This window comes from Paracoccus sp. (in: a-proteobacteria), assembly GCF_039808215.1.
In the GTDB taxonomy this organism is placed as follows: domain Bacteria; phylum Pseudomonadota; class Alphaproteobacteria; order Rhodobacterales; family Rhodobacteraceae; genus Paracoccus.
This window is the reverse complement of the sequence record NZ_JBDHSP010000009.1, coordinates 1-19,440: the sequence shown is the minus strand read 5'-3', so window position 1 is coordinate 19,440 and position 19,440 is coordinate 1. Positions and strand designations below refer to the sequence as shown.

Here is a 19,440-nt window from a genome sequence, read left to right as displayed (position 1 = left end):
CCTCAGGCATAAAGGGCAGGACGGGCGGGCAGTTCGATGCGGACCGGCTGACCCTCCGCCTCTTGTGCGGCAACGCAGGCATCGGCGGCCACCGCCGCGGCATAGCCGTCCCATGCCGTCGGCCCGGCTGCCCCGCCCTGCGCCGCGGCGCGGATGAAATCGGCCAGTTCGTAATCGTAACTGTCGATGAAACGGTCCTTCCAGTCCATCAGGATCGGCTGGCCCAGCACCGCGCCGGATCGCGTCTGGATCGACATGGGTTCGGGCAGGCGGGCGATGCCATCCTCGCCCACGATCTCGCACTGGATGTCATAGCCATAGTGGCAGTTGACGAATATCTCGACATCGATGACCACGCCGCGCGCGGTTTCCAGCACCACCACCTGCGGATCGCGCAGATTTTCATGCGCGCGGGGCGACTTGCGCGGAAAGAGCACGCGGGCGCTGGTATAGTCGTCATCGAGCAGCCAGCGCAGCACGTCGATTTCGTGGATCAATGTGTCGTGGATCGCCATGGGGGTGACATAGTTCTCGCCCACGCGCGGGTTTCGGTGCGCGGCATGGACCATCAGCGGCGCGCCGGTCACCTCGGCCACGGCACGCTTCAGCGCCACATAGCCCGGATCGTAGCGGCGCATGAAGCCCACCTGCACCAGCCGCCGGCCGGCGGCCTGTTCCGCGGCAACGATGCGGGCCGCGCCCTCGGCGGTGGTGGCCAGCGGCTTTTCGCAAAAGCAGGGCTTGCCGGCGGCGATGGCGGCCAGCACATATTCCTCATGCGTCTGGCCCCAGGAGCAGACCAGCACCGCATCGACACCGCCATCGCGGATCAGCGCATGCGGATCGTCAAAGATCAGCGCCCCGGGGGCGTGCTCGCGCTGGCAGGTTTCGGCATTGGTGCGGTTCACGTCGTTCAGCGCTACCACGCGCGCGCCCGAAAGCACCTTGTTGATGCGGCGCGTGTGGTCCTGACCGATGGCGCCGGTGCCGATCACTCCGATGTTCAGTGTCATTTCTTTCCCCAGTGCTTGTCGATGTAACGCTGCATCTCGGCGCGCATGAAGCTGCCCGACTGGTCGGCGCGCTCTTCCCAGGCAAAGACGCAGGCGGTCATGATGCCGTCAAAGCCGATTTCGGCCAGCGTGCCGAAGAAATCGTCCCAGGGCACCTCGCCCTGGCCGATGTCCAGATGCTGGTGCACGCGCGCCGCCGTGCCGGGCGGGTTCACGATATAGCGCAGCCCCGAGGAGGCGCGGTGGTTGAAGGTGTCGCCCACATGCACATGCGCCAGAACATCGGCGCTTTCGCGCAGCATGGCGCGGGTGTCGTCGCCGAAATAGAAGGTATGCGGTGCGCAATACAGAAAGCGGACCGCCTTGCTGTTCACGGTGCGGATGATGTCCAGCGCCGGCTGCAGCGTCTCGCACCAGTCCTCGGGATGGGGCTCGATGTGAAGCGCGATGCCCTCGCGTTCCAGCACCGGCACCAACTCGCCGATGCTGCGCCACCAGGCGTCCTCGCAGGCCTCGATCATGGCGCCGGTATGGCAGCAATAGCAGCCGCCCTTGTCGGGATGCGGGCCGCGGCCGAATTCGCTGTTCATCGTGTCCACGCCCAGTTCGACGGCGATCTCGATGGCGCGCCTCCAGTGACGCACGGCGGCCTGGCGTTCGGCCTCGTCATTGCTGGCCCAGCGATACATCGGCAGCAGGCTGGCGATGCCGACATCGGCATCGGCCAACGCGCGTTTCAGCGATTTTACGCGGTCGGGAAAGACGCGCGGCGCCTTGAACCATTCCAGGAAATCGCCGCGCGGCGACAGTTCCATCCAGTCGAAGCCCAGTTCCTTCACCTTGGCGGGCAGCTGTTCCAGTGGCAGGTGGCGGTGCATGTAGGGGTCAAGCGCGATCTTCATGGGAAACCTCAGAATGTGACGGGCTGGCCGGTTTCGGCCGAGCGGGCCATGCCGTGGATGATGCGTTCGATGACAAGGCCGGCGGCAAAGTCGGGCCAGGCGGGGGCGGTGCCGGTAATGGCCTGACGCAGCGCCTCGGCCTCGACCACCTTCTGTTCGTTGAAGCCGAAATTATGCCCCGGCGCCGGGCAGAAGGCGGCATATCCGGGCTGCGCCGGGCCGGTCAGGATGCGGCGGAAGCCGTCGGTCTCGGGCTGTCCCGGCTGGTAGAGCCAGAGCTCGTTCATGCGTTCCTGGTCAAAGCGCAAGGTGCCTTCGCTGCCCTGCACCTCCCAGGCGAGGCGGCAGCGCCAGCCGCGCGCCACGCGCGAGCAGGAAAACTCGCCCGAGGCGCCGGAGGCAAAGCGGATCAGCGCCTGGGCCTGATCCTCGTTCTCGACCGGGGCGCTACCGCCCTGATGCGGGCGCGCCCTCACCACCGTATCCATCTGCGCCATGACGCGGGCCACCGGCCCCATCAGCGCCAGCATGACCGAGACCAGATGGCAGCCCAGATCCCCCAGCGCGCCAAGGCCGCCCTGCGCCCGCGTCAGCCGCCAGCTCCAGGGCAGATCCGGGTCGGCCATGTAATCCTCGTCATAGCAACCGCGGAAATGGATCGGCCGGCCGATGGCGCCCTGGGCGATCAGATCGCTGGCCGCACGGAACGCCGGCGAGCGGGTATAGTTGTAACCAAGGATCGTGGCGCATCCCGAGGCTGCGGCCGCCGCCGCCATCGCCTCGGCATCGGCGAGCGTCAGCGCCATGGGCTTTTCCAGCCAGACATGCTTGCCCGCGGCCAGCGCCGCCTCGGCCATCTCGCGGTGCAGCCCGTTCGGGGTGGTGATCGAGACCACGTCCACCGCCGGATCGCTGACCGCCGCCCGCCAGTCGCCGGTGGCACGGGCAAAGCCCCAGGCCTGCGCCAGCGCCCCGGCCCGCGCGGCCGGCAGATCGGCCAGCAGCTCAAGCCGCGGCGGCGCACCGCCAAAGGCGGTCGCGACATTGCGCCAGGCCATGGCGTGGCACTTGCCCATGAAGCCGGTGCCGATCAGCGCGACGCCGAGGGGTTTTCCCGTGCCCGGCATCGCAGCTACTCGAAACTGGCGAGGTTTTCAGCAGTAACCGGCTGGAACGGCACCCAGATATTGCGCTCTGGTTTGTCGCCGCGCGCCATGGCCAGCGCGGTTTCCACGGCGACCTCGCCCTGTTTCGTGGCGTCCTGGAACACGGTCACGTCCAGTTCCCCCGCCTTCATCGCCGCCAGCCCGTCGGGCGTCGCGTCGATGCCGGCGACCACAACCTTGTCCATCGGCACGCCCGCCGCCTTGAGCGATTGCAGCGCGCCGATCGCCATTTCGTCATTGTTCGAGATGATGGCGTCGAAATCCACGCCCGAGGACAGCCAGTTCGTGGTGATGTCCTGACCCTGGGTGCGGTTCCAGTTGCCGACCTGGCGATCGACGATCTTCATGCCGGCGCATTCGGGGGTGGCGATCACCTGTTCGATGTCGCGGGTGCGCACTGCCGAGGCCTCGTTTTCCAAGGGACCCATCAGCACCAGCACATTGCCTTTGCCGCCCAAGAGCTTGCAGACCTCCTGCGTCTGCATGGTGCCGCTTTCCTCCTCGTTCGAGCCGACAAAGCTGGTGCCCTCGGGCAGGGCCCCGTGGTCGATGGGCGGATGGTTCACATAGACCAGCGGCACACCAGACTGTACAGCCAGCTGCGTCATCGCCGGGGTGGCGGCGCCATCGACGGCATTGACGATGATCGCATCGACCCCGTTGGCGATGAAGTTCTGCACCTGGTTCTGCTGCCGGGCCACGTCAAGCTGCGCGTCTTCAAGGATCAGTTCCGCCCCGTCCTTGGCGGCCTGCGCCTTGATCCCGCCCAGCAGGATGGTCAGGAACGGGTTGTCGAAACTGGTCATGGCGACGCCGATGCGCGGGGTCTCGGCCAGGGCGGGCGTAGCCAGCGAAAGCGCCAGCGCCATTACGGTCATGGATGAGGTTTTCATGCTATTCCCCTATGATTTCTTGCGTTTCTTCTGACGATAGACATCGGCGACCACGGCGGCGACGATGATCACCCCCTTGATCATCTCCTGGTAATAGGCGTCCAGGCGCAGGAAGGTGAAACCCGAGATGATGACGCCAAAGATCACCATGCCGATCATCGTGCCCAGAACCGAGCCGCGCCCGCCGGTCAGCGACACGCCGCCGATCACCGCCATGGCGATGGCATCAAGTTCATACATGGTGCCCATGCCGGCCTGGGCCGTCAGGCCGCGCGCCGCCACCACCATGCCGGCGAGCCCCGACAGCAGGCCGGCGATGGCATAGATGCGCACCAGTTGCCGTTCGACATTGATGCCCGAGACGCGGGCGGCCTGCGGATTGGCGCCGATGGCATAGGTGAACTTGCCGTAGCGGGTGTATTTCAGCGCCACGTGAAAGATCAGCGCCACGATCAGGAAGATCAGCACCGGCATCATGCCCTTGCCGATGAAGGCGAAACCCTCGCTTGGGAAGCTGACCGGCTGGCCCTTGGTATACCATTTGGCAAAGCCGCGCGCCGTCACCATCATGCCCAGCGTGGCGATGAAGGGCGGGATGCGGGTATAGGCGATCAGCGCGCCGTTGATGATGCCGCAGACCAGCCCCAGCGCCAGCCCGGCGGCCAGCGGCACGATCACCGGCAGGCCGGTCAGCGCCGGATAGACCGCGCGCTCATAGCCGGCCGCCTGGGCAAGGCTCATCGACACCATCGCCGTGGCGCCGACGATCGAGCCCGAGGAAAGGTCGATGCCGCCCGAGATGATCACCTGCGTCACGCCGATGGCGATGATGCCCACCACCGAGACCTGCAGGATCATGATCGACAGCCGCTGCCAGCTGCCCAGGAAGGACTGGCCCTGGGTCAGCCAGCCCAGAAGTTCAAAGACCAGGCTGATGCCCACCAGCACCAGCAGGATGTTCAGCTCCGCCATCATCGGGCGGTGGCGGCGCGCCGCGGCGCCGAGGCTTGTGTCGGTCATGGGGTTCCTTCCTATTTCGCCGCCAGCGACATGATCCTGACCTGATCGGCCTCGGCCCGGTCCAGAAAGCCCGAGACATGGCCCTCGTGCATGACCATGATGCGATCGCTCATGCCCAGGACCTCGGGCATTTCCGACGAGATCATGATGACGGCCACGCCCTGCGCGGCCAGGTTCGAGATCAGGCGATGGATTTCCGCCTTGGCGCCGACATCGATGCCGCGCGTCGGCTCGTCGAGGATCAGGATGCGCGGCTCGGTCAAAAGCCAGCGCGCGATCAGCAGCTTCTGCTGGTTGCCGCCCGAGAGGTTCTCGACCGTTTCGTAAAGGCTGGGGGTCTTGACGCGCAGCCGCGCGGCCATGGCCTCGGCCTTGGCGGTCACCGCCTTCTGGTCGATGAAGCCGCCCCTGACATGGCTGCGGGTGATCAGCGCCGACTGGATGTTTTCCAGACAGTCGAGGATCAGGAAACAGCCCGTCTCCTTGCGGTCCTCGGTCAGAAAGGCCATGCCATGCGCCATGGCGTCCGAGGGGCAGGCGATGCGCGCATGGTGCCCGTCGATCAGCACGTCTCCGATGGGGGCCGGATGCACGCCGAAGATCGCCTCGGCCACGTTCGACCGCTTTGAGCCGACCAGCCCGGCGATGCCCAGGATCTCGCCCGAGCGGACGGAAAAGCTGACATCCTGGAACACGCCCGGCAACGTCAGGTTGCGGACCTCGAGCACGGTCCCGCCGATCGGGCAGGTCTGCTTGGGGAACATCTCGGTGATCTCGCGCCCGACCATCATGCGGATGATGTCGTCGCGCGTCACATCGGCGCTGGCATGGGTCCCGACATATCTGCCGTCGCGGAACACGGTGAATTCATCCGCGATCTCGAACAGTTCGTTCATCTTGTGGGTGATATAGACGATGCCGATGCCACTCGATTTCAGGTCGCGGATGATGGCGAACAGATGCGCCACCTCGGCCTCGGTGATGGCGCTGGTCGGCTCGTCCATGATCAGCACGTCGGAATTGTAGCTGACCGCCTTGGCGATCTCGACCATCTGCTTTTGCGCCACGGTCAGTTCGCTGACTTGGCTCTCCGGGTCCAGGCGGATGTTCAGCCGGCCCAGCAGATCCGCGGTCATCTGGCGCATGCGGCCATGATCGACGAGGCCCAGGCGGTTCAGCGGCTCACGCCGGATCCAGATGTTTTCCGCCACCGTCATCCAGTTCATCAGGTTCAGTTCCTGATGGATCATGGCAATGCCCGAGTTCAGCGCATCGAGCGGCGTGCGCACCTGCAAGGGCTTGCCGGCAAAGCGCACCTCGCCGCCATCGGGCGTATAGACGCCGGCGATGATCTTCATCAGCGTGGACTTGCCGGCGCCGTTCTCGCCCATCAGCGCATGCACGGTGCCGGGGCGCAGGCGCAGCTGCACGCCGTCCAGCGCCTTGACGCCCGGAAACTCCTTGGTGATGTTGTCGACTTCCAGAATGTATTCGCCCCTGAAGGCGCTGGTCCGGTCAAGCATCGGCCTTCCCCTTGTCGTGTCGGGCGGGGCCATCGCGGCCCCGCGCCAGGGTCAGTTTTTCGACAGGAACTGGTCCACATTCGCAGGCGTGACCAGTTGGAAGGGGATATAGACCTTCTGCTCGACCGGCTCGCCGCGCACCAGCTTCAGCGCCGTGTCGACCGCGCCCGCGCCCTGCCCGGCCGCGTCCTGAAACACCGTCACGTCCAGTTCCCCCGCCCTCATCGCCGCCAGTGCATCCTGTGTGGCATCGACGCCGCCGATCACCACCGAGCCCATGTCGCGCCCCGCCGCCTTCAGTGCCTGGATGGCGCCGATCGCCATCTCGTCGTTGTTCGAGATCACCGCGTCGAATTCGGTGCCCGCCGACAGCCAGTTGCTCATCAGGTCGGTGGCGGCGGTGCGCTGCCAGTTCGCCGTCTGCTCCTGCACGATCGAGATGAAGCCGCAATCGGGCGTCGCCAGCACGTCCTTGATGTCCTGGGTGCGCATGCGCGCCGCCTGGTTCGACAGTTCCCCCATCAGCACCACGGCCCTGGCCTCGGTCTTGCCCTGCTCTTTCAGCAGCCGGCAAACTTCCTGCGTCTCCAGCGTGCCCGATTCCTTTTCGTCCGAGGCGACGAAGGCCTGTTTCTCGGGCAGGTTGTCCAGGTTCGCCGGCTGGCGGTTGACAAAGACCAGCGGGATGCCGGCGTTCTGGGCGGCGGCGCTCATCGCGGCGGTGGCATCGGTGTCGACGGCGGTCACGATGATGGCATCGACACCCGAGGCCACGAAATTCTCGATCTGGTTCAGCTGCTTGCCCACGTCGTTTTGCGCGTCGTCGATCTGGATGGTCACGCCGTCCAGCGATTTGGCATGGGCCTCCATGCCATTGCGCAGCACGGTCAGGAAATTGTCGTCGAACAGCGCCATGGTGACGCCGATATTCTCGGCCATGGCCGCCCCCGAGATCGAGATGGCGCAGGCGCTCGTCAGCAGGATTGTCCTCATTCTTGTCCTCCCCAGGATGGCCGGGCGCTTGCCGGCGATGTTCTTGCGCGACCGGGCAAGCCGGATCCGGTCACCGCGGGCGGTTGCCCCGGATGCTGGTCTTGCCCTGATCGTCTTGGTCGGGCGGTCGCTCCTCCTGACGGCCCGGGCGGAAAGGTCGGCGAAAATCCGGCTTCGGTCAAACGCTTTCGTCGCCAGATCCCATCATGAATGATGAAAACTCTGCGTCAAATGATTGAATCACATCATCTGCGTCACAGGCTCTCCGGCGTCACCACCAGCGGCGCCAGAAAGCGCTGGCCAGGATTTTCCGCCATGCCATGTTCAAGCACATGCGCGACCGCGGCCAGCAGCTCGCCGGCCAGCGGCTGCAGCGGCGTCGCCAGCGCCACCGAGACCACGCCCTGAAGCAGGCCCTGGCGCGACTCCGGTGTCAGTTCGTGCACGATCAGCGCGACCCTGCCCGCCAGCCCCAGCTCACGGATGGCGGCAATGGCGCCCTCCATGCCGCCGCCGGCGCAATAGATGCCGGCAAGGTCGGGGTGGCGTGCGGCGATCTCCAGCGTGGTCTCATAGGTCAGCTGCCGGGTTTCCAGGTTGATCATCGTGTCAAGGAACCCGATCTCGGGCGCGTATTCGCGGAAATAGCTGCGAAAGCCGGTCTCGCGCAGGTCGTGGCCGTGAAAGCGGTGGCCGCCGATGAACACCGCCAGCCGGCCGTGCTGGCGCATGATGCGGTGCATCAGCCAGCCGGCGGTGCGCCCGGTCTTGAGGTTGTTGGTGCCCAGATAGGCCTCGCGCAGGCCGGCGGCGAAATCCGACAGCAGCGAGAACACCGGGATGCCGCGTTCGCGCAGCAGGGTGACGGCGGCGCTGACCTCGTGATGGTCGATGCCGGTGGCGGCCACCGCCTGCACCTTGCCGGCCATGGCGGCGATGGCCTCGGCGAAATCGGCCGGCGACTGGCCGGGGGAAAAGCGCATGGTCACCCGCCAGTTGCGCTGGGGATCCTGCCGCGCCGCCTCGTGGATGCGGGCAGCGAATTCCTGGTAGAAGGCATGGCGTTCCTTCTGCAGCACCACGCCCAGGTGACATTCTTGCAGGCCGCTCAGCGCCCGGGCCCGGATCGCGGTCGCGGCGTGATAGCCCACCGCCTCGGCCGCGTCCGAGACCTTGCGCGCCGTCTCGGCCCGCACCCTGGCGCGCCCGTTCAGCACCCGGTCCACGGTGGCCGAGCTGACGCCGGCGGCGCGGGCGACATCCTCGATGGTGGGGCGCGACGACATGGCATCCTCCGGCGAATCCCGCATCAGCTTGCCGAAATTCCGTCATCCCGACAAGAAACATCGCAGGCGGGCTTGCACAGGCGGCGGGTCGCCGCGGCGTCACACCGGCAGCGGCCGGTCGCTGATGATGTCGCGCAGCCCGATGCGGGTGGAAAGGTGCTGCACGCCGGGCAGCGGCAGCAGTCGTTCCTTGATCAGCATCTCGAAGGCGCGCAGGTCGCGGGCGACGATCTCCAGCATGTAATCCTCCTGCCCGGTCAGCAGGGCGCAGCCGACGATTTCGGGGATGCGCGCCACCGCCTTCTCGAAATCGGGCAGCGTGTCCTTGTCGTGGATCTTCAGCGTCACCATGCACCAGGCGCGCACCTGCAGCCCCATGGCCTGGCGGTCCAGCCGGTAGCGCCGCCCGGCGATGATGCCCTGGCGCTCCATCGCCTGCATGCGGCGCCAGCAAGGGGTGTGGCTAAGGCCGACCCGTTCGGCGATCTCGCGCAGCGACAGGTCGTCGCCGGTCTGAATCACCCGCAGAATGCGGCGGTCCGTTTCGTCCATCGCGGCCTTTCCATGACATATGTCCTATGCAGCCGCCCGCATACATGACAGGATATGCAAGGTCCAGTCGCGCAGGCCCGCGAAAGGCAACACCTGTCACTGGCGTTGCGGTCTAGTTTCCCGTCAGAAAATCCGCGCTCGGGGAGGGGTGCATGCTGTTTGACCACCTGGAATTCGACAATCACGAGACCGTCAGCTTTGCCCGCGACAAGGCCAGCGGCCTGACCGCGATCATCGCCGTGCACAGCACCCGGCTGGGGCCGGCGCTGGGGGGCTGCCGGCTGCGCGCCTATGCCAGCACCGATGCGGCGCTGACCGACGTGCTGCGGCTCTCCAGGGGCATGTCCTACAAGAACGCGCTGGCCGGGCTGCCTCTGGGCGGCGGCAAGTCGGTGATCATCGCCGAGCCCCGCGCCAAGACCCCGGCGCTGCTGCGCGCCTTCGGCGAGGCGGTGGACCGGCTGGGCGGGCGCTATATCACCGCCGAGGATTCGAACACCACCCCCGCCGACATGCAGATCATCGCCACCGCCACCCGCCATGTGCGCAACATGGGCTTTGGCGCCGGCGACAGCCCCTCGCCGGTGACGGCGCGCGGCACCTTCCTGGGCATCCAGGCGGTGCTGGCCCATATCGGGCAGGGGCTGGACGGCGCGGTGATCTCGATCGAGGGGTTGGGCGCGGTCGGCATGGACCTGGCGCGGCAGCTGCATGAGGCCGGGGCGCAGCTGGTCGTCGCCGATGTCGATGCCGCGCGCACCGACGAGGCCGCGCGGCGCTACGGCGCCAGGATGGTGCCGGTCGGCGCCAGCCACCGTGTCAAGGCCGACTGCTTTGCCCCCTGCGCGCTTGGCGCCGGGCTGAACGCACGCACCATCCCGGAACTGGCGGCGCGCACCGTCGCCGGCGCCGCGAACAACCAGCTGGAAACCCCCGAGGACGGCCAGCGCCTGCGCGCGCGCGGCGTGGTCTATGCCCCCGATTATGTGGTGAACGCCGGCGGCGTGATGAGCATCCCCCTGCCCGGCGAGACCCTGACCCTGGCCGAGCGCATGGCCCGCACCGAGGTGATTCCCGCCACCATCCGCAAGGTTCTGGACCTGGCCGAGCGCGAGGGCATCGCCAGCAACCTCGCCGCCGACCGCCTGGCCGAGGCGGTGCTGGCCGCCGGCCCGCAACCGCGTGCCGCCGCCTGACGCCCGCCCGCCGGTCGCGGCGCTGGACGCGAAGGCCCTGATGCGCTTTCATGAGGCGGTCAGGCCCCGCGCCCGTGTCCCGGGGCCGGCGTTCCCAACCGCGCGGGCATGCCTTGCCCGCCCCAACCCGCAATCCGGAGCCGCCATGACGCCCACCGATCCCGACGCGCTGCCGCCCCTCAGCCTGACCGTGCCTGAACCCGAGGTCCGTCCCGGCGGCCAGCCGGATTTTTCGCGCGTGGTGATCCCGCCCGCCGGCTCGGTGCGCCGCCCGCCGGTCGATGCCGACCCCGAGGAGATCCGCGACCTCGCCTTTACCATCATCCGCGTGCTCAGCCGCGAGGGCGAGGCCGTGGGCCCCTGGGCCGAGGCGCTGGACATCTCGCCCGAGGACCTGCTGACCGGGCTGCGCCACATGATGACGCTGCGCATCTATGACGCACGCATGCTGACGGCGCAGCGCCAGCAGAAGACCAGCTTCTACATGCAGCACCTGGGCGAGGAGGCGATCTCCTGCGCCTTCCAGCGCGCGCTGCTGCCGGGCGACATGAACTTTCCCACCTATCGTCAGGCCGGGCTGCTGATTGCCGGCGGCTATCCGATCAAGACGATGATGAACCAGATCTATTCGAACGCCGAGGATCCGATGCGGGGCCGGCAGCTGCCGGTGATGTATTCCTCGAAACCGCATGGATTCTTTACCATTTCCGGCAATCTTGCCACGCAGTACGTGCAGGCGGTGGGCTGGGCCATGGCCTCGGCCATCTCGGGGGATCGCAAGATCTCGGCCGCCTGGATCGGCGACGGCTCGACGGCGGAAAGCGATTTTCACGCGGCGCTGGTATTCGCCTCGACCTACAAGGCGCCGGTGGTGTTGAACATCGTCAACAACCAGTGGGCGATCTCGACCTTTCAGGGCATCGCGCGCGGCGGCTCGGGCACATTCGCCGCACGGGGTCTGGGCTTTGGCATTCCGTCCCTGCGCGTCGACGGCAACGACTATCTGGCGGTGCTGGCGGCGGCACAATGGGCGACGGAACGCGCCCGGCGCAACCTCGGTCCGACGATGATCGAATATGTCACCTACCGCGCCGGTGGGCATTCGACCTCGGACGACCCCTCCGCATATCGCCCGGCGCAGGAAAGCACCGCCTGGCCGCTGGGCGATCCGATCCTGCGGCTGAAGAACCACCTGATCCGCCTGGGCGCCTGGAGCGACGAGCGCCACGCCCAGGCCGAGGCCGAGATCCTGGCCGAGGTGACCGCGGCGCAAAAGGCCGCCGAGGCCATCGGCACCCTGCATCACGGCCAGCGCCCCAGCCCGGCCGACATGTTCGAGGATGTCTATGCCGAAATGCCGCCGCATCTTCTGAAACAGCGTCACGAGGCGGGGTTCTGACATGGCACGCATGACAATGATCGAGGCCATCCGCGACGCGCTGGACGTGGCCATGGGCGCCGACCCCTCGGTAGTGGTCTTCGGCGAGGACGTGGGCTATTTCGGCGGCGTCTTCCGCTGCACCGCCGGGCTGCAGGCAAAATACGGCCGCACGCGCTGTTTCGATTCGCCGATCAACGAATCCGGCATCGTCGGCGTGGGCATCGGCATGGCCGCCTATGGCCTCAGGCCCGTGGTGGAAATCCAGTTCGCCGATTACGTCTATCCAGCCTATGACCAGATCGTGTCCGAGGCGGCGCGGATGCGCTATCGCTCGGCCGGCGAGTTCACCTGCCCGATGGTGATCCGCATGCCCGCGGGCGGCGGCATCTTCGGCGGCCAGACGCACAGCCAGTCGCCCGAGGCGCTGTTCACCCATGTCACCGGGCTGAAAACCGTGGTGCCGTCGAACCCGCAGGACGCCAAGGGCCTGCTTCTGTCGGCGATCGCCGACCCGGACCCGGTGATTTTCCTTGAACCCAAGCGGCTTTACAACGGCCCCTTCGACGGCCATCACGACCGGCCGGTGACGGCCTGGAAAAGCCACGACCTGGGCGAGGTTCCCGAGGGCCATTACACCGTGCCGCTGGGCAAGGCCGTCATCCGCCGCCCCGGCAAGGCGGTCACCGTCCTGACCTGGGGCACCATGGTGCATGTGGCGCTGGCCGCCGCGCAGGAATCGGGTATCGACGCCGAGGTGATCGACCTGCGCACGCTGCTGCCGCTGGATCTGGACGCCATCGTGGCCTCGGTGAAGAAGACCGGGCGCTGCCTGGTGCTGCACGAGGCGACGCTGACCTCGGGCTATGGCGCCGAGCTGACGGCGCTGGTGCAGGCAGAATGCTTCTGGCAGCTCGAGGCACCGGTGCGCCGCGTCGCGGGCTGGGACACGCCCTATCCGCATGTCCACGAATGGAGCTATTTCCCCGGCCCCGCACGGGTGGCCGAGGCGCTGCGTCAACTGGTCGAGGTGGCCTGACATGGGAATTCACGCAATCCGCATGCCCGATATCGGCGAAGGCATCGCCGAGGCCGAGATCGCCGAATGGCTGGTCAAGCCCGGCGACATCCTGCGCGAGGACGATCCGATGGTCGCGGTGATGACCGACAAGGCCACGGTCGAAATCCCCTCGCCCGTCACCGGCAAGGTGGTCTGGCAGGCCGGCGCGCCCGGCGATGTGATCGCCGTCGGCGCCGAGCTGATCCGCCTCGAGGTGGACGGCGCCGGCAATGTCGCGGGCGACGCTGCCGAGGCCGCTGCCGCCCCGGTAGCCGCCGCACCTGCCCCCGCCGCGCCCCAACCCGCGCCCCAACCCGCGCCCCAGGCTGCCGAGGCCGCGCCGCGTCCCGCCGCCCCCGCCGCCGCCCTGCGCCCCGAGGGTGAAAAGCCCGTGGCCTCGCCCTCGGTGCGGGCCCGCGCGCGCGAGGCCGGCGTCGATCTGCGCCTGGTGCGCGGCTCGGGACCCGCTGGCCGCATCGGCCATGAGGACCTTTCGGCCTTCATCGCCTCGGGCGGTATTCCGGCGCCCTCGGGACCGCAGGCCGACACCAGCATCGAGGACATCCGCGTCATCGGCCTGCGCCGCAAGATCGCCGAACGCATGGAGGCCGCGAACCGCGTCCCCCATATCACCATCGTCGAGGAACTGGACGCCACCGCGCTGGAGGACCTGCGCACGCGCATGAACGCGCAACACAAGGGCGAGCGGCTGAACCCGCTGGCCTTCATCGCCCGCGCCATCGTGCGCGCGCTGCGCGAACAGCCGATGCTGAACGCGCATTACGACGCCGATGCCGGGCTGATCCGCCGCTTTGGCGCCGTGCATCTGGGCATCGCGGCGCAGACCCCATCGGGGCTGATGGTGCCGGTGGTGCGCCATGCCGAGGCGCTGGACCTGCGCGCCACCGCGGCCGAGATCGCCCGCGTCGGTGCCGCCGCCAAGGACGGCAGCGCCAGGCGCGACGAACTCTCGGGCTCGACCATCACCATCACCTCGCTGGGACCGCTGGGCGCGATCGCCACCACGCCGATCCTGAACGTCCCCGAGGTGGCCATCGTCGGCGTGAACCGGCTGGCGGTCAGGCCGTTCTGGAACGGCACGGCCTTCGAGCCGCGCAAGATGATGAACCTGTCCTGCAGCTTCGATCACCGGGTGATCGACGGCTGGGACGCGGCCGTGTTCGTGGCGCGGCTGAAAGAACTGCTGGAGACCCCGGCACTGATCTTCGTGGAGGGCTGAGATGCGCGAAATCCAATGCCGGATGCTTGTCATCGGGGCCGGCCCGGGCGGCTATGTCTGCGCCATCCGCGCGGGGCAGCTGGGCATCGACACCGTGGTGGTGGACAGCGCGCCCCCGGGCGGCACCTGCCTGAATGTCGGCTGCATCCCCTCCAAGGCACTGATCCATGCCGCTGAGGAATTTCATCGCATTACACATATTTCCTCGAATTCTTCGATGGGGATTGCGGCCGGGGGCGCCACGCTTGACCTGGGTGCGACCATGGCCTGGAAGGACGGCATCGTCGAGCGCCTGACCGGCGGCGTCACCACGCTGCTGCGCAAGAACAAGGTGCGGCTGGTCAGCGGCGAGGCGCAGATTCGCGACGGCAAGACCGTGCTGGTCGCCACACCCGAAGGCCCGGTGCAGATCCGCGCCGAGGTGCTGGTCCTCGCCACCGGCTCGGAACCGGTGGAACTGCCCTCTCTGCCCTTCGGCGGCAAGGTCATCTCCTCGACCGGGGCGCTGGCGCTGACCGAATTGCCCCGGCGCCTTGCCGTGGTCGGCGGCGGCTATATCGGGCTGGAGCTGGGAATCGCCTTTGCCAAGCTCGGCGCAGAGGTGACGGTGATCGAGGCCGCCGCCCGCATCCTGCCGCAATATGACGCGGAACTGACCCGCCCGGTCAGCCAGCGCCTGCAGGCGCTCGGCATCCGCCTCCTGACCGGCGCCCGGGCCGGCGGCCTGTCAGAGAGCGGCGCCCTGCGTGTCGCCGCCGCCGACGGGGCCGAGGACATCGCCGCCGACAAGGTGCTGGTCACCGTGGGCCGACGCCCGCGCGCCAGCGGCGCCGGGCTCGACAGCCTGCGGCTGGACATGGCGGGGCCTTTCATCCGCATCGACGAGCGCTGCCGGACCTCGATGGCCGGGGTCCATGCCATCGGCGACGTGACCGGAGAGCCGATGCTCGCCCATCGCGCCATGGCCCAGGGCGAGATGGTGGCGGAACTGGTCGCGGGCCTGCCGCGCGCCTGGGACAAGCGCGCCATACCGGCGGTCTGCTTCACCGACCCCGAGATCGTCAGCGTGGGCCTCTCTCCCGACGAGGCGAAAGCCCAGGGCAGCAAGATCGTCACCGGCCTGTTCCCCTTCGCCGCCAATGGCCGCGCCATGACCGCAGATGACGAATTCGGCTTCATCCGCGTCACCGCGCGCGAGGACACGCACGAAGTCCTCGGCATCCAGGCGGTCGGCGCCCATGTCGCGGAAATGGCCGGAGGCTTTGCGCTGGCCCTGGAAATGGGCGCCCGGCTCGAGGACATCACCGGCACCATCCACGCGCATCCGACGCGCGGCGAGGCGCTGCACGAGGCCTGCCTGCGCACGCTTGGCCACGCGCTGCACATCTAGCACCCGGGCCTTCTTCGTTCGCCAAATACTCTCGGGGGTCCGGGGGCAGACAGCCCCCGGCTTTCCCTCAGGCCGGCATCCCGACCAGCCGCCTGCGTCAGCAGATCAAAACTCGCCGTGCGAATCCGCAGATGCTCCTGCCCCGAGGTCCGGCCATCGCCCGTCGCGCGGCGCGGCAGACTCCGGCCCCAGCCCTGCCCGCCCAGTGCGCGGTCCAGATGCATATCGCCGCCATCCGGGAAACAGCCATTGCCCAGTGGTCTGACTGGCGCGATCCGACAGCAGAAAGGTGCAGCTGTCGGCGATCTCGCGTGCGGTGGTCATGCGCTGGCCCAGCGGGAAGTTTCTGGTGATCGCCGTCAACTTGCCCTCGGGATCGGGCAGCGTATCCAGCCAGCGGCGATAAAGCGGCGCCATCACCTCGGCCACGACGATAGCGTTGACGCGCGCACCGTCGGGCAGGAATTGGGCCGCCCATTCCCACGCCAGCCAGTCCGCATCCGGCGCCGATGCCCGAGCCGCCACCGGTCACGACCACCACCCTGCCTTGCAGATGCAGGTGCATCAGGCACCCCGAAAGCGACATTCTTTCCAGGCTTTGCGGTTTCATCTCGATCGAGGAGCCGGGCATGGCGGGTGGCATGTGGGCGGCGTTCTCGATCCGGCAGGGGTCGAGGAAATGCGCGTGCAGATGGTCGACATATTCGATCACCCTTCCCTCGCGCGTGCCGGCGCTGCACAGGTCGTCGATCATCGACATCTGCCGGACATATTCGCACAGGCCGACGCCGCCGGCATGCGGGCAGACCTTCGGCCCGGATTTCGCCGCCATCAGCATCACCGCCAGCACCTCATTGAGCCCGCCCATGCGGCAGCTGTCGATCTGCACCGCGTCGATGGCGCCTTCCATGATGAACTGCCTGAACATGATGCGGTTCTGGCACATCTCGCCGGTGGCGACCTGCACCGGGGCGACGCCGGCGCGGATCTTTCTGTGCCCGGCCACGTCATCGGGGCTGGTTGGCTCCTCGATGAACCAGGGGGTCACGAAAGAAGTTTCCTCACCCAGTCGATCGCCTGGTCGACCTCCCGGACCTGGCTGGCGTCGATCATCAGGTTCACATCCGGGCCGCATTTGTCGCGCGCGATGCTCAGGCGGCGAATGTCGTCGTCCAGATCGCGGCCGACCTTCATCTTGATGTGGCGAAAGCCCGCATCCACCGCCTCGCGGCAAAGCCGGCGCAGTTTCGCATCGTCATAGCCAGGCCAGCCGGCCGAGGTGGTGTCGCAGGGATAGCCCTCGCGCTTCAGCGTCTCGATGCGCCCGGCCTTGCCCTCGGCCTGCGCGGTCAGGAAGTCCAGCGCCCATTCGGGAGTGATGCAATCGGTGATGTAGCGGAAATCGATGAGCCGCACCAGTTCCGCCGGCGTCATCTCGGCCACCAGCTGTCAGACCGGCTTGCCCTCGGACCTGGCCCACAGATCCCAGGCGGCGTTCACCACCGCGCCCGTGGCCAGATGGATGGCACCCTTGTCCGAGCCGATCCGGCGCAGCTGGCTGTCGGAGGTGACATGGCGCCAGAACCGGCCCATGTCGGCGGCGATCCAGTCCAGATCCAGCCCCAGGACCAGCGGGCGCAGGGCCTCGATCGCGGCGACGCAGATCTCGTTGCCGCGGCGGTGGTGAAGGTCAGCCCGCGGCCCTGATACACCCCGTCGGTTTCCAGAATGACATAGGCGGCCGAGCAATCCGGGTCCGGGTTCATCGCATCCAAGCCGTCCAGCGACGCGCTGGTCGGGAAGCGCACATCGACCGTGCGCAGGCCGGTGATCCTGGTCATGCCTTCACCACCTTCTGGCACTGCTCGCCCAGGCCCGCGATGCCCAGGCGCATCACCTCGCCGCCCTGCAGATAGACCGGCGGCCTCTGCCCCAGCCCGACGCCCGGCGGCGTGCCGGTCGAGATCACGTCGCCCGGCTGCAAGGACAGGAAGCGCGACAGATAGGCGATGATCTGCGGCACCTTGAAGATCATCGTCGCGGTATTGCCGTCCTGATAGCGCTTGCCGTCCACCTCAAGCCACATGGCCAGGTTGTCGATGTCGCCCGCCTCGTCGGCGGTGACCAGCCAGGGGCCGGTCGGGCCATGCGTGTCGTGGCCCTTGCCCTTGTCCCAGGTGCCGCCGCGTTCCAGCTGCCATTCGCGTTCCGACACGTCGTTGACCACGCAATAGCCGGCGACATGCGCAAGCGCCTCCTCCTCGGGGATATAGCGCCCGGGCTTGCCGATCACCACGCCCAGCTCCACCTCCCAGTCGGTCTTGGCCGCGCCGCGCGGGATCTCGACATCGTCGTTCGGGCCGCAGATGGCGCTGGTCCATTTGCTGAAAACCACCGGCTCCTCGGGGATGGCCATGCCGCTTTCGGCGGCGTGGTCGGCATAGTTCAGCCCGATGCAGATGAACTTGCCCACCCGGCCGACGCAGGCGCCCAGCCGCGGCGTGCCCGCGACCAGCGGCAGCCCGGCCGGATCAAGCGCCGCGATCCGCGCCAGGCCCGCGGGCGTCAGCGCCGCGCCGGCAATGTCCTCGACATGGGCGGAAAGATCACGGATGCACCCCTCATCGTCCAGAAGCCCGGGCTTTTCCTGCCCCAAGGGGCCATAGCGCAGGAGTCTCATGTCATCCTCATGTCTGAATATGGCGGTCAGATGGTGACGCCGCCATCGACCAGCATGGCCTGGCCCGAGACGAAGCGGCTTTCGTCCGACAGCAGGTAGATGATCAACGGCGTGATGTCCTCGACCGTGGCGAGGCGGCCCATGGGCTGGCGGGCGATGAAGTCCCTTTCCGCCTGCACCGGATCGGCGGCGGCCTTGATGCGGCCGCGCAGGCTGGGTGTGTCCACCGCGCCCGGGCAGATGGCGTTGCAGCGGATGCCCTGGCGCACGAAATCGGCGGCGATGGCCTTGGTCAGGCCGATGACCGCGGCCTTGGTGGTGCCATAGGCGGTGCGGTTCACGAAACCTTTGATCGAGGAGGCCATCGAGGCCATGTTCAGGATCGAGCCGGCGCCGGTTTCCCCGGCCCGCGCCAGCATCCCGGGCAGTACCGCGCGGGTCAACCGCACCATCGAGGTCCATTGACCGCCACGCTGAGATCCCAGTCCGCATCCGTCGGCTCCAGCAGGCTGCCATGCGCGACAATGCCGGCGCAGTTGAACAGAGCCCGTCCAGCGGCCCGACCCGCTCGGCGATGGCGGCGACCGCCGCGGCATCGGTCACGTCCAGCGCCGCGCACTCGATGCCCTCCAGCCCCTGCAGCAGATCGGCGCGCAGATCGGTGGCGATCACGCGGGCACCCTCGACAGCCATGGCAATCGCCGCCGCACGCCCCATGCCCTGACCCGCAGCCCTGACCAGAATCGATTTCCTCCCAAGACGCATGAGACCCCCTCGTCCTGATATGAACGTAGCATTTACATATGAATCGCACACGCAAGCGATTCCCCGCACCATGTCCGGAGCGGAGGCAGCAAGGGGAGTGGCGATGGTCGGCAAGACAGAAGACGCGGCGGCGCATCGCTATCGCGCCCCGGCGCTGGACAAGGGGCTCGACATCCTCGAGGTGCTGGCCGAACAGGCGCGCGACCTGACCCGGGCCGAGATCGTGCGCGAACTGGGGCTGAGCCCGTCGCAGATCTATCGCATGCTCGAACGGCTAGTAGCGCGCGGCTATGTCACCCGCGACGATGCGTGTTTCGCGCGATGACGGGCATTGATTTCACGCGATCGCGGGCAGCGATTTCGCGTCATCGCGGGCAGCGATT

18 protein-coding genes and 2 pseudogenes are annotated in these 19,440 nt (G+C 67.6%); 6 read left to right on the top strand and 14 right to left on the bottom strand.

Annotated elements, in window-relative coordinates; all coding sequences use genetic code 11:
* Positions 1-2: 2 nt before the first annotated feature.
* The 9 genes from WMK75_RS05240 to WMK75_RS05200 all read right to left on the bottom strand — a co-directional run bounded on the left by WMK75_RS05240 (position 3) and on the right by WMK75_RS05200 (position 9,348).
* Positions 3-1,013, bottom strand: a complete 1,011-nt coding sequence (locus tag WMK75_RS05240; RefSeq protein ID WP_347266605.1) for a Gfo/Idh/MocA family oxidoreductase — start codon at positions 1,011-1,013, stop codon at positions 3-5.
* Positions 1,010-1,915, bottom strand: coding sequence for a sugar phosphate isomerase/epimerase (locus tag WMK75_RS05235; protein WP_347266604.1), 906 nt, complete (start codon positions 1,913-1,915; stop codon positions 1,010-1,012). Before WMK75_RS05235 ends, WMK75_RS05240 begins: the two co-directional genes overlap by 4 nt.
* A gap of 8 nt (positions 1,916-1,923) precedes the next feature.
* A complete protein-coding gene (locus WMK75_RS05230; protein ID WP_347266603.1) occupies positions 1,924-3,042 on the bottom strand; it encodes a Gfo/Idh/MocA family oxidoreductase in 1,119 nt (372 codons plus the stop codon).
* A gap of 5 nt (positions 3,043-3,047) precedes the next feature.
* A complete protein-coding gene (locus WMK75_RS05225; protein ID WP_347266602.1) occupies positions 3,048-3,974 on the bottom strand; it encodes a sugar ABC transporter substrate-binding protein in 927 nt (308 codons plus the stop codon).
* Between the two features lie 9 nt (positions 3,975-3,983).
* Entirely contained in the window at positions 3,984-4,994 is a 1,011-nt protein-coding gene (locus WMK75_RS05220) for an ABC transporter permease (protein ID WP_347266601.1), read from the bottom strand.
* Positions 4,995-5,005: 11 nt separating this feature from the next.
* On the bottom strand, positions 5,006-6,517 hold the full coding sequence (locus WMK75_RS05215; RefSeq protein WP_347266600.1) for a sugar ABC transporter ATP-binding protein: 1,512 nt from the start codon (positions 6,515-6,517) through the stop codon (positions 5,006-5,008).
* A 51-nt stretch (positions 6,518-6,568) separates the two neighbouring features.
* Positions 6,569-7,510, bottom strand: a complete 942-nt coding sequence (locus WMK75_RS05210; protein WP_347266599.1) for a sugar ABC transporter substrate-binding protein — start codon at positions 7,508-7,510, stop codon at positions 6,569-6,571.
* Positions 7,511-7,764: 254 nt separating this feature from the next.
* Positions 7,765-8,796, bottom strand: coding sequence for a LacI family DNA-binding transcriptional regulator (locus tag WMK75_RS05205; RefSeq protein WP_347266598.1), 1,032 nt, complete (start codon positions 8,794-8,796; stop codon positions 7,765-7,767).
* 99 nt (positions 8,797-8,895) lie between these two features.
* The gene (locus tag WMK75_RS05200) at positions 8,896-9,348 is read right to left on the bottom strand and encodes an Lrp/AsnC family transcriptional regulator (RefSeq protein WP_347266597.1); all 453 of its coding nucleotides are present in this window, start codon (positions 9,346-9,348) and stop codon (positions 8,896-8,898) included.
* A 152-nt stretch (positions 9,349-9,500) separates the two neighbouring features.
* Between WMK75_RS05200 and WMK75_RS05195 the strand changes: the two genes are divergently transcribed.
* The 5 genes from WMK75_RS05195 (at position 9,501) to lpdA (ending at position 15,612) form a co-directional block, all read left to right on the top strand.
* Positions 9,501-10,544 (top strand): Glu/Leu/Phe/Val dehydrogenase dimerization domain-containing protein, encoded by a 1,044-nt coding sequence (locus tag WMK75_RS05195; RefSeq protein ID WP_347266596.1) that lies wholly within the window; start codon positions 9,501-9,503, stop codon positions 10,542-10,544.
* A 145-nt stretch (positions 10,545-10,689) separates the two neighbouring features.
* A complete protein-coding gene (locus WMK75_RS05190; protein WP_347266595.1) occupies positions 10,690-11,943 on the top strand; it encodes a 3-methyl-2-oxobutanoate dehydrogenase (2-methylpropanoyl-transferring) subunit alpha in 1,254 nt (417 codons plus the stop codon).
* Between the two features lies 1 nt (position 11,944).
* Entirely contained in the window at positions 11,945-12,961 is a 1,017-nt protein-coding gene (locus tag WMK75_RS05185) for an alpha-ketoacid dehydrogenase subunit beta (RefSeq protein WP_347266594.1), read from the top strand.
* A gap of 1 nt (position 12,962) precedes the next feature.
* Entirely contained in the window at positions 12,963-14,222 is a 1,260-nt protein-coding gene (locus WMK75_RS05180; RefSeq protein ID WP_347266593.1) for a dihydrolipoamide acetyltransferase family protein, read from the top strand.
* A 1-nt stretch (position 14,223) separates the two neighbouring features.
* Positions 14,224-15,612 (top strand): dihydrolipoyl dehydrogenase, encoded by a 1,389-nt coding sequence (gene lpdA / locus WMK75_RS05175; protein ID WP_347266592.1) that lies wholly within the window; start codon positions 14,224-14,226, stop codon positions 15,610-15,612.
* A gap of 105 nt (positions 15,613-15,717) precedes the next feature.
* Here the strand turns inward: lpdA and WMK75_RS05170 are convergent, their stop codons facing one another.
* The 5 genes and pseudogenes from WMK75_RS05170 to WMK75_RS05150 all read right to left on the bottom strand — a co-directional run bounded on the left by WMK75_RS05170 (position 15,718) and on the right by WMK75_RS05150 (position 19,057).
* On the bottom strand, positions 15,718-16,029 hold the full coding sequence (locus WMK75_RS05170) for a hypothetical protein (RefSeq protein ID WP_347266669.1): 312 nt from the start codon (positions 16,027-16,029) through the stop codon (positions 15,718-15,720).
* Between the two features lie 241 nt (positions 16,030-16,270).
* A pseudogene (locus WMK75_RS05165) lies at positions 16,271-16,806 on the bottom strand (enolase C-terminal domain-like protein); the annotation flags it as partial.
* Positions 16,807-17,061: 255 nt separating this feature from the next.
* A complete protein-coding gene (locus WMK75_RS05160; RefSeq protein ID WP_347266591.1) occupies positions 17,062-17,361 on the bottom strand; it encodes a hypothetical protein in 300 nt (99 codons plus the stop codon).
* A gap of 88 nt (positions 17,362-17,449) precedes the next feature.
* The gene (locus WMK75_RS05155) at positions 17,450-18,292 is read right to left on the bottom strand and encodes a fumarylacetoacetate hydrolase family protein (RefSeq protein ID WP_347266590.1); all 843 of its coding nucleotides are present in this window, start codon (positions 18,290-18,292) and stop codon (positions 17,450-17,452) included.
* 26 nt (positions 18,293-18,318) lie between these two features.
* Positions 18,319-19,057: pseudogene (locus WMK75_RS05150) on the bottom strand (SDR family oxidoreductase).
* A gap of 103 nt (positions 19,058-19,160) precedes the next feature.
* Here WMK75_RS05150 and WMK75_RS05145 point away from each other — a divergent pair.
* Positions 19,161-19,382, top strand: coding sequence for a helix-turn-helix domain-containing protein (locus WMK75_RS05145; RefSeq protein WP_347266589.1), 222 nt, complete (start codon positions 19,161-19,163; stop codon positions 19,380-19,382).
* The last annotated feature ends 58 nt before the right edge of the window (positions 19,383-19,440 follow it).

Excerpts from the sequence above, each read along its gene's own strand:
- WMK75_RS05240 (WP_347266605.1), bottom strand. The coding sequence starts at position 1,013 with ATGACACTGAACATCGGAGTGATCGGCACCGGCGCCATCGGTCAGGAC.
- WMK75_RS05235 (WP_347266604.1), bottom strand. The coding sequence starts at position 1,915 with ATGAAGATCGCGCTTGACCCCTACATGCACCGCCACCTGCCACTGGAA.
- WMK75_RS05230 (WP_347266603.1), bottom strand. The coding sequence starts at position 3,042 with ATGCCGGGCACGGGAAAACCCCTCGGCGTCGCGCTGATCGGCACCGGC.
- WMK75_RS05225 (WP_347266602.1), bottom strand. The coding sequence starts at position 3,974 with ATGAAAACCTCATCCATGACCGTAATGGCGCTGGCGCTTTCGCTGGCT.
- WMK75_RS05220 (WP_347266601.1), bottom strand. The coding sequence starts at position 4,994 with ATGACCGACACAAGCCTCGGCGCCGCGGCGCGCCGCCACCGCCCGATG.
- WMK75_RS05215 (WP_347266600.1), bottom strand. The coding sequence starts at position 6,517 with ATGCTTGACCGGACCAGCGCCTTCAGGGGCGAATACATTCTGGAAGTC.
- WMK75_RS05210 (WP_347266599.1), bottom strand. The coding sequence starts at position 7,510 with ATGAGGACAATCCTGCTGACGAGCGCCTGCGCCATCTCGATCTCGGGG.
- WMK75_RS05205 (WP_347266598.1), bottom strand. The coding sequence starts at position 8,796 with ATGTCGTCGCGCCCCACCATCGAGGATGTCGCCCGCGCCGCCGGCGTC.
- WMK75_RS05200 (WP_347266597.1), bottom strand. The coding sequence starts at position 9,348 with ATGGACGAAACGGACCGCCGCATTCTGCGGGTGATTCAGACCGGCGAC.
- WMK75_RS05195 (WP_347266596.1), top strand. The coding sequence starts at position 9,501 with ATGCTGTTTGACCACCTGGAATTCGACAATCACGAGACCGTCAGCTTT.
- WMK75_RS05190 (WP_347266595.1), top strand. The coding sequence starts at position 10,690 with ATGACGCCCACCGATCCCGACGCGCTGCCGCCCCTCAGCCTGACCGTG.
- WMK75_RS05185 (WP_347266594.1), top strand. The coding sequence starts at position 11,945 with ATGGCACGCATGACAATGATCGAGGCCATCCGCGACGCGCTGGACGTG.
- WMK75_RS05180 (WP_347266593.1), top strand. The coding sequence starts at position 12,963 with ATGGGAATTCACGCAATCCGCATGCCCGATATCGGCGAAGGCATCGCC.
- lpdA (WP_347266592.1), top strand. The coding sequence starts at position 14,224 with ATGCGCGAAATCCAATGCCGGATGCTTGTCATCGGGGCCGGCCCGGGC.
- WMK75_RS05170 (WP_347266669.1), bottom strand. The coding sequence starts at position 16,029 with ATGGCGCCGCTTTATCGCCGCTGGCTGGATACGCTGCCCGATCCCGAG.
- WMK75_RS05155 (WP_347266590.1), bottom strand. The coding sequence starts at position 18,292 with ATGAGACTCCTGCGCTATGGCCCCTTGGGGCAGGAAAAGCCCGGGCTT.
- WMK75_RS05145 (WP_347266589.1), top strand. The coding sequence starts at position 19,161 with ATGGTCGGCAAGACAGAAGACGCGGCGGCGCATCGCTATCGCGCCCCG.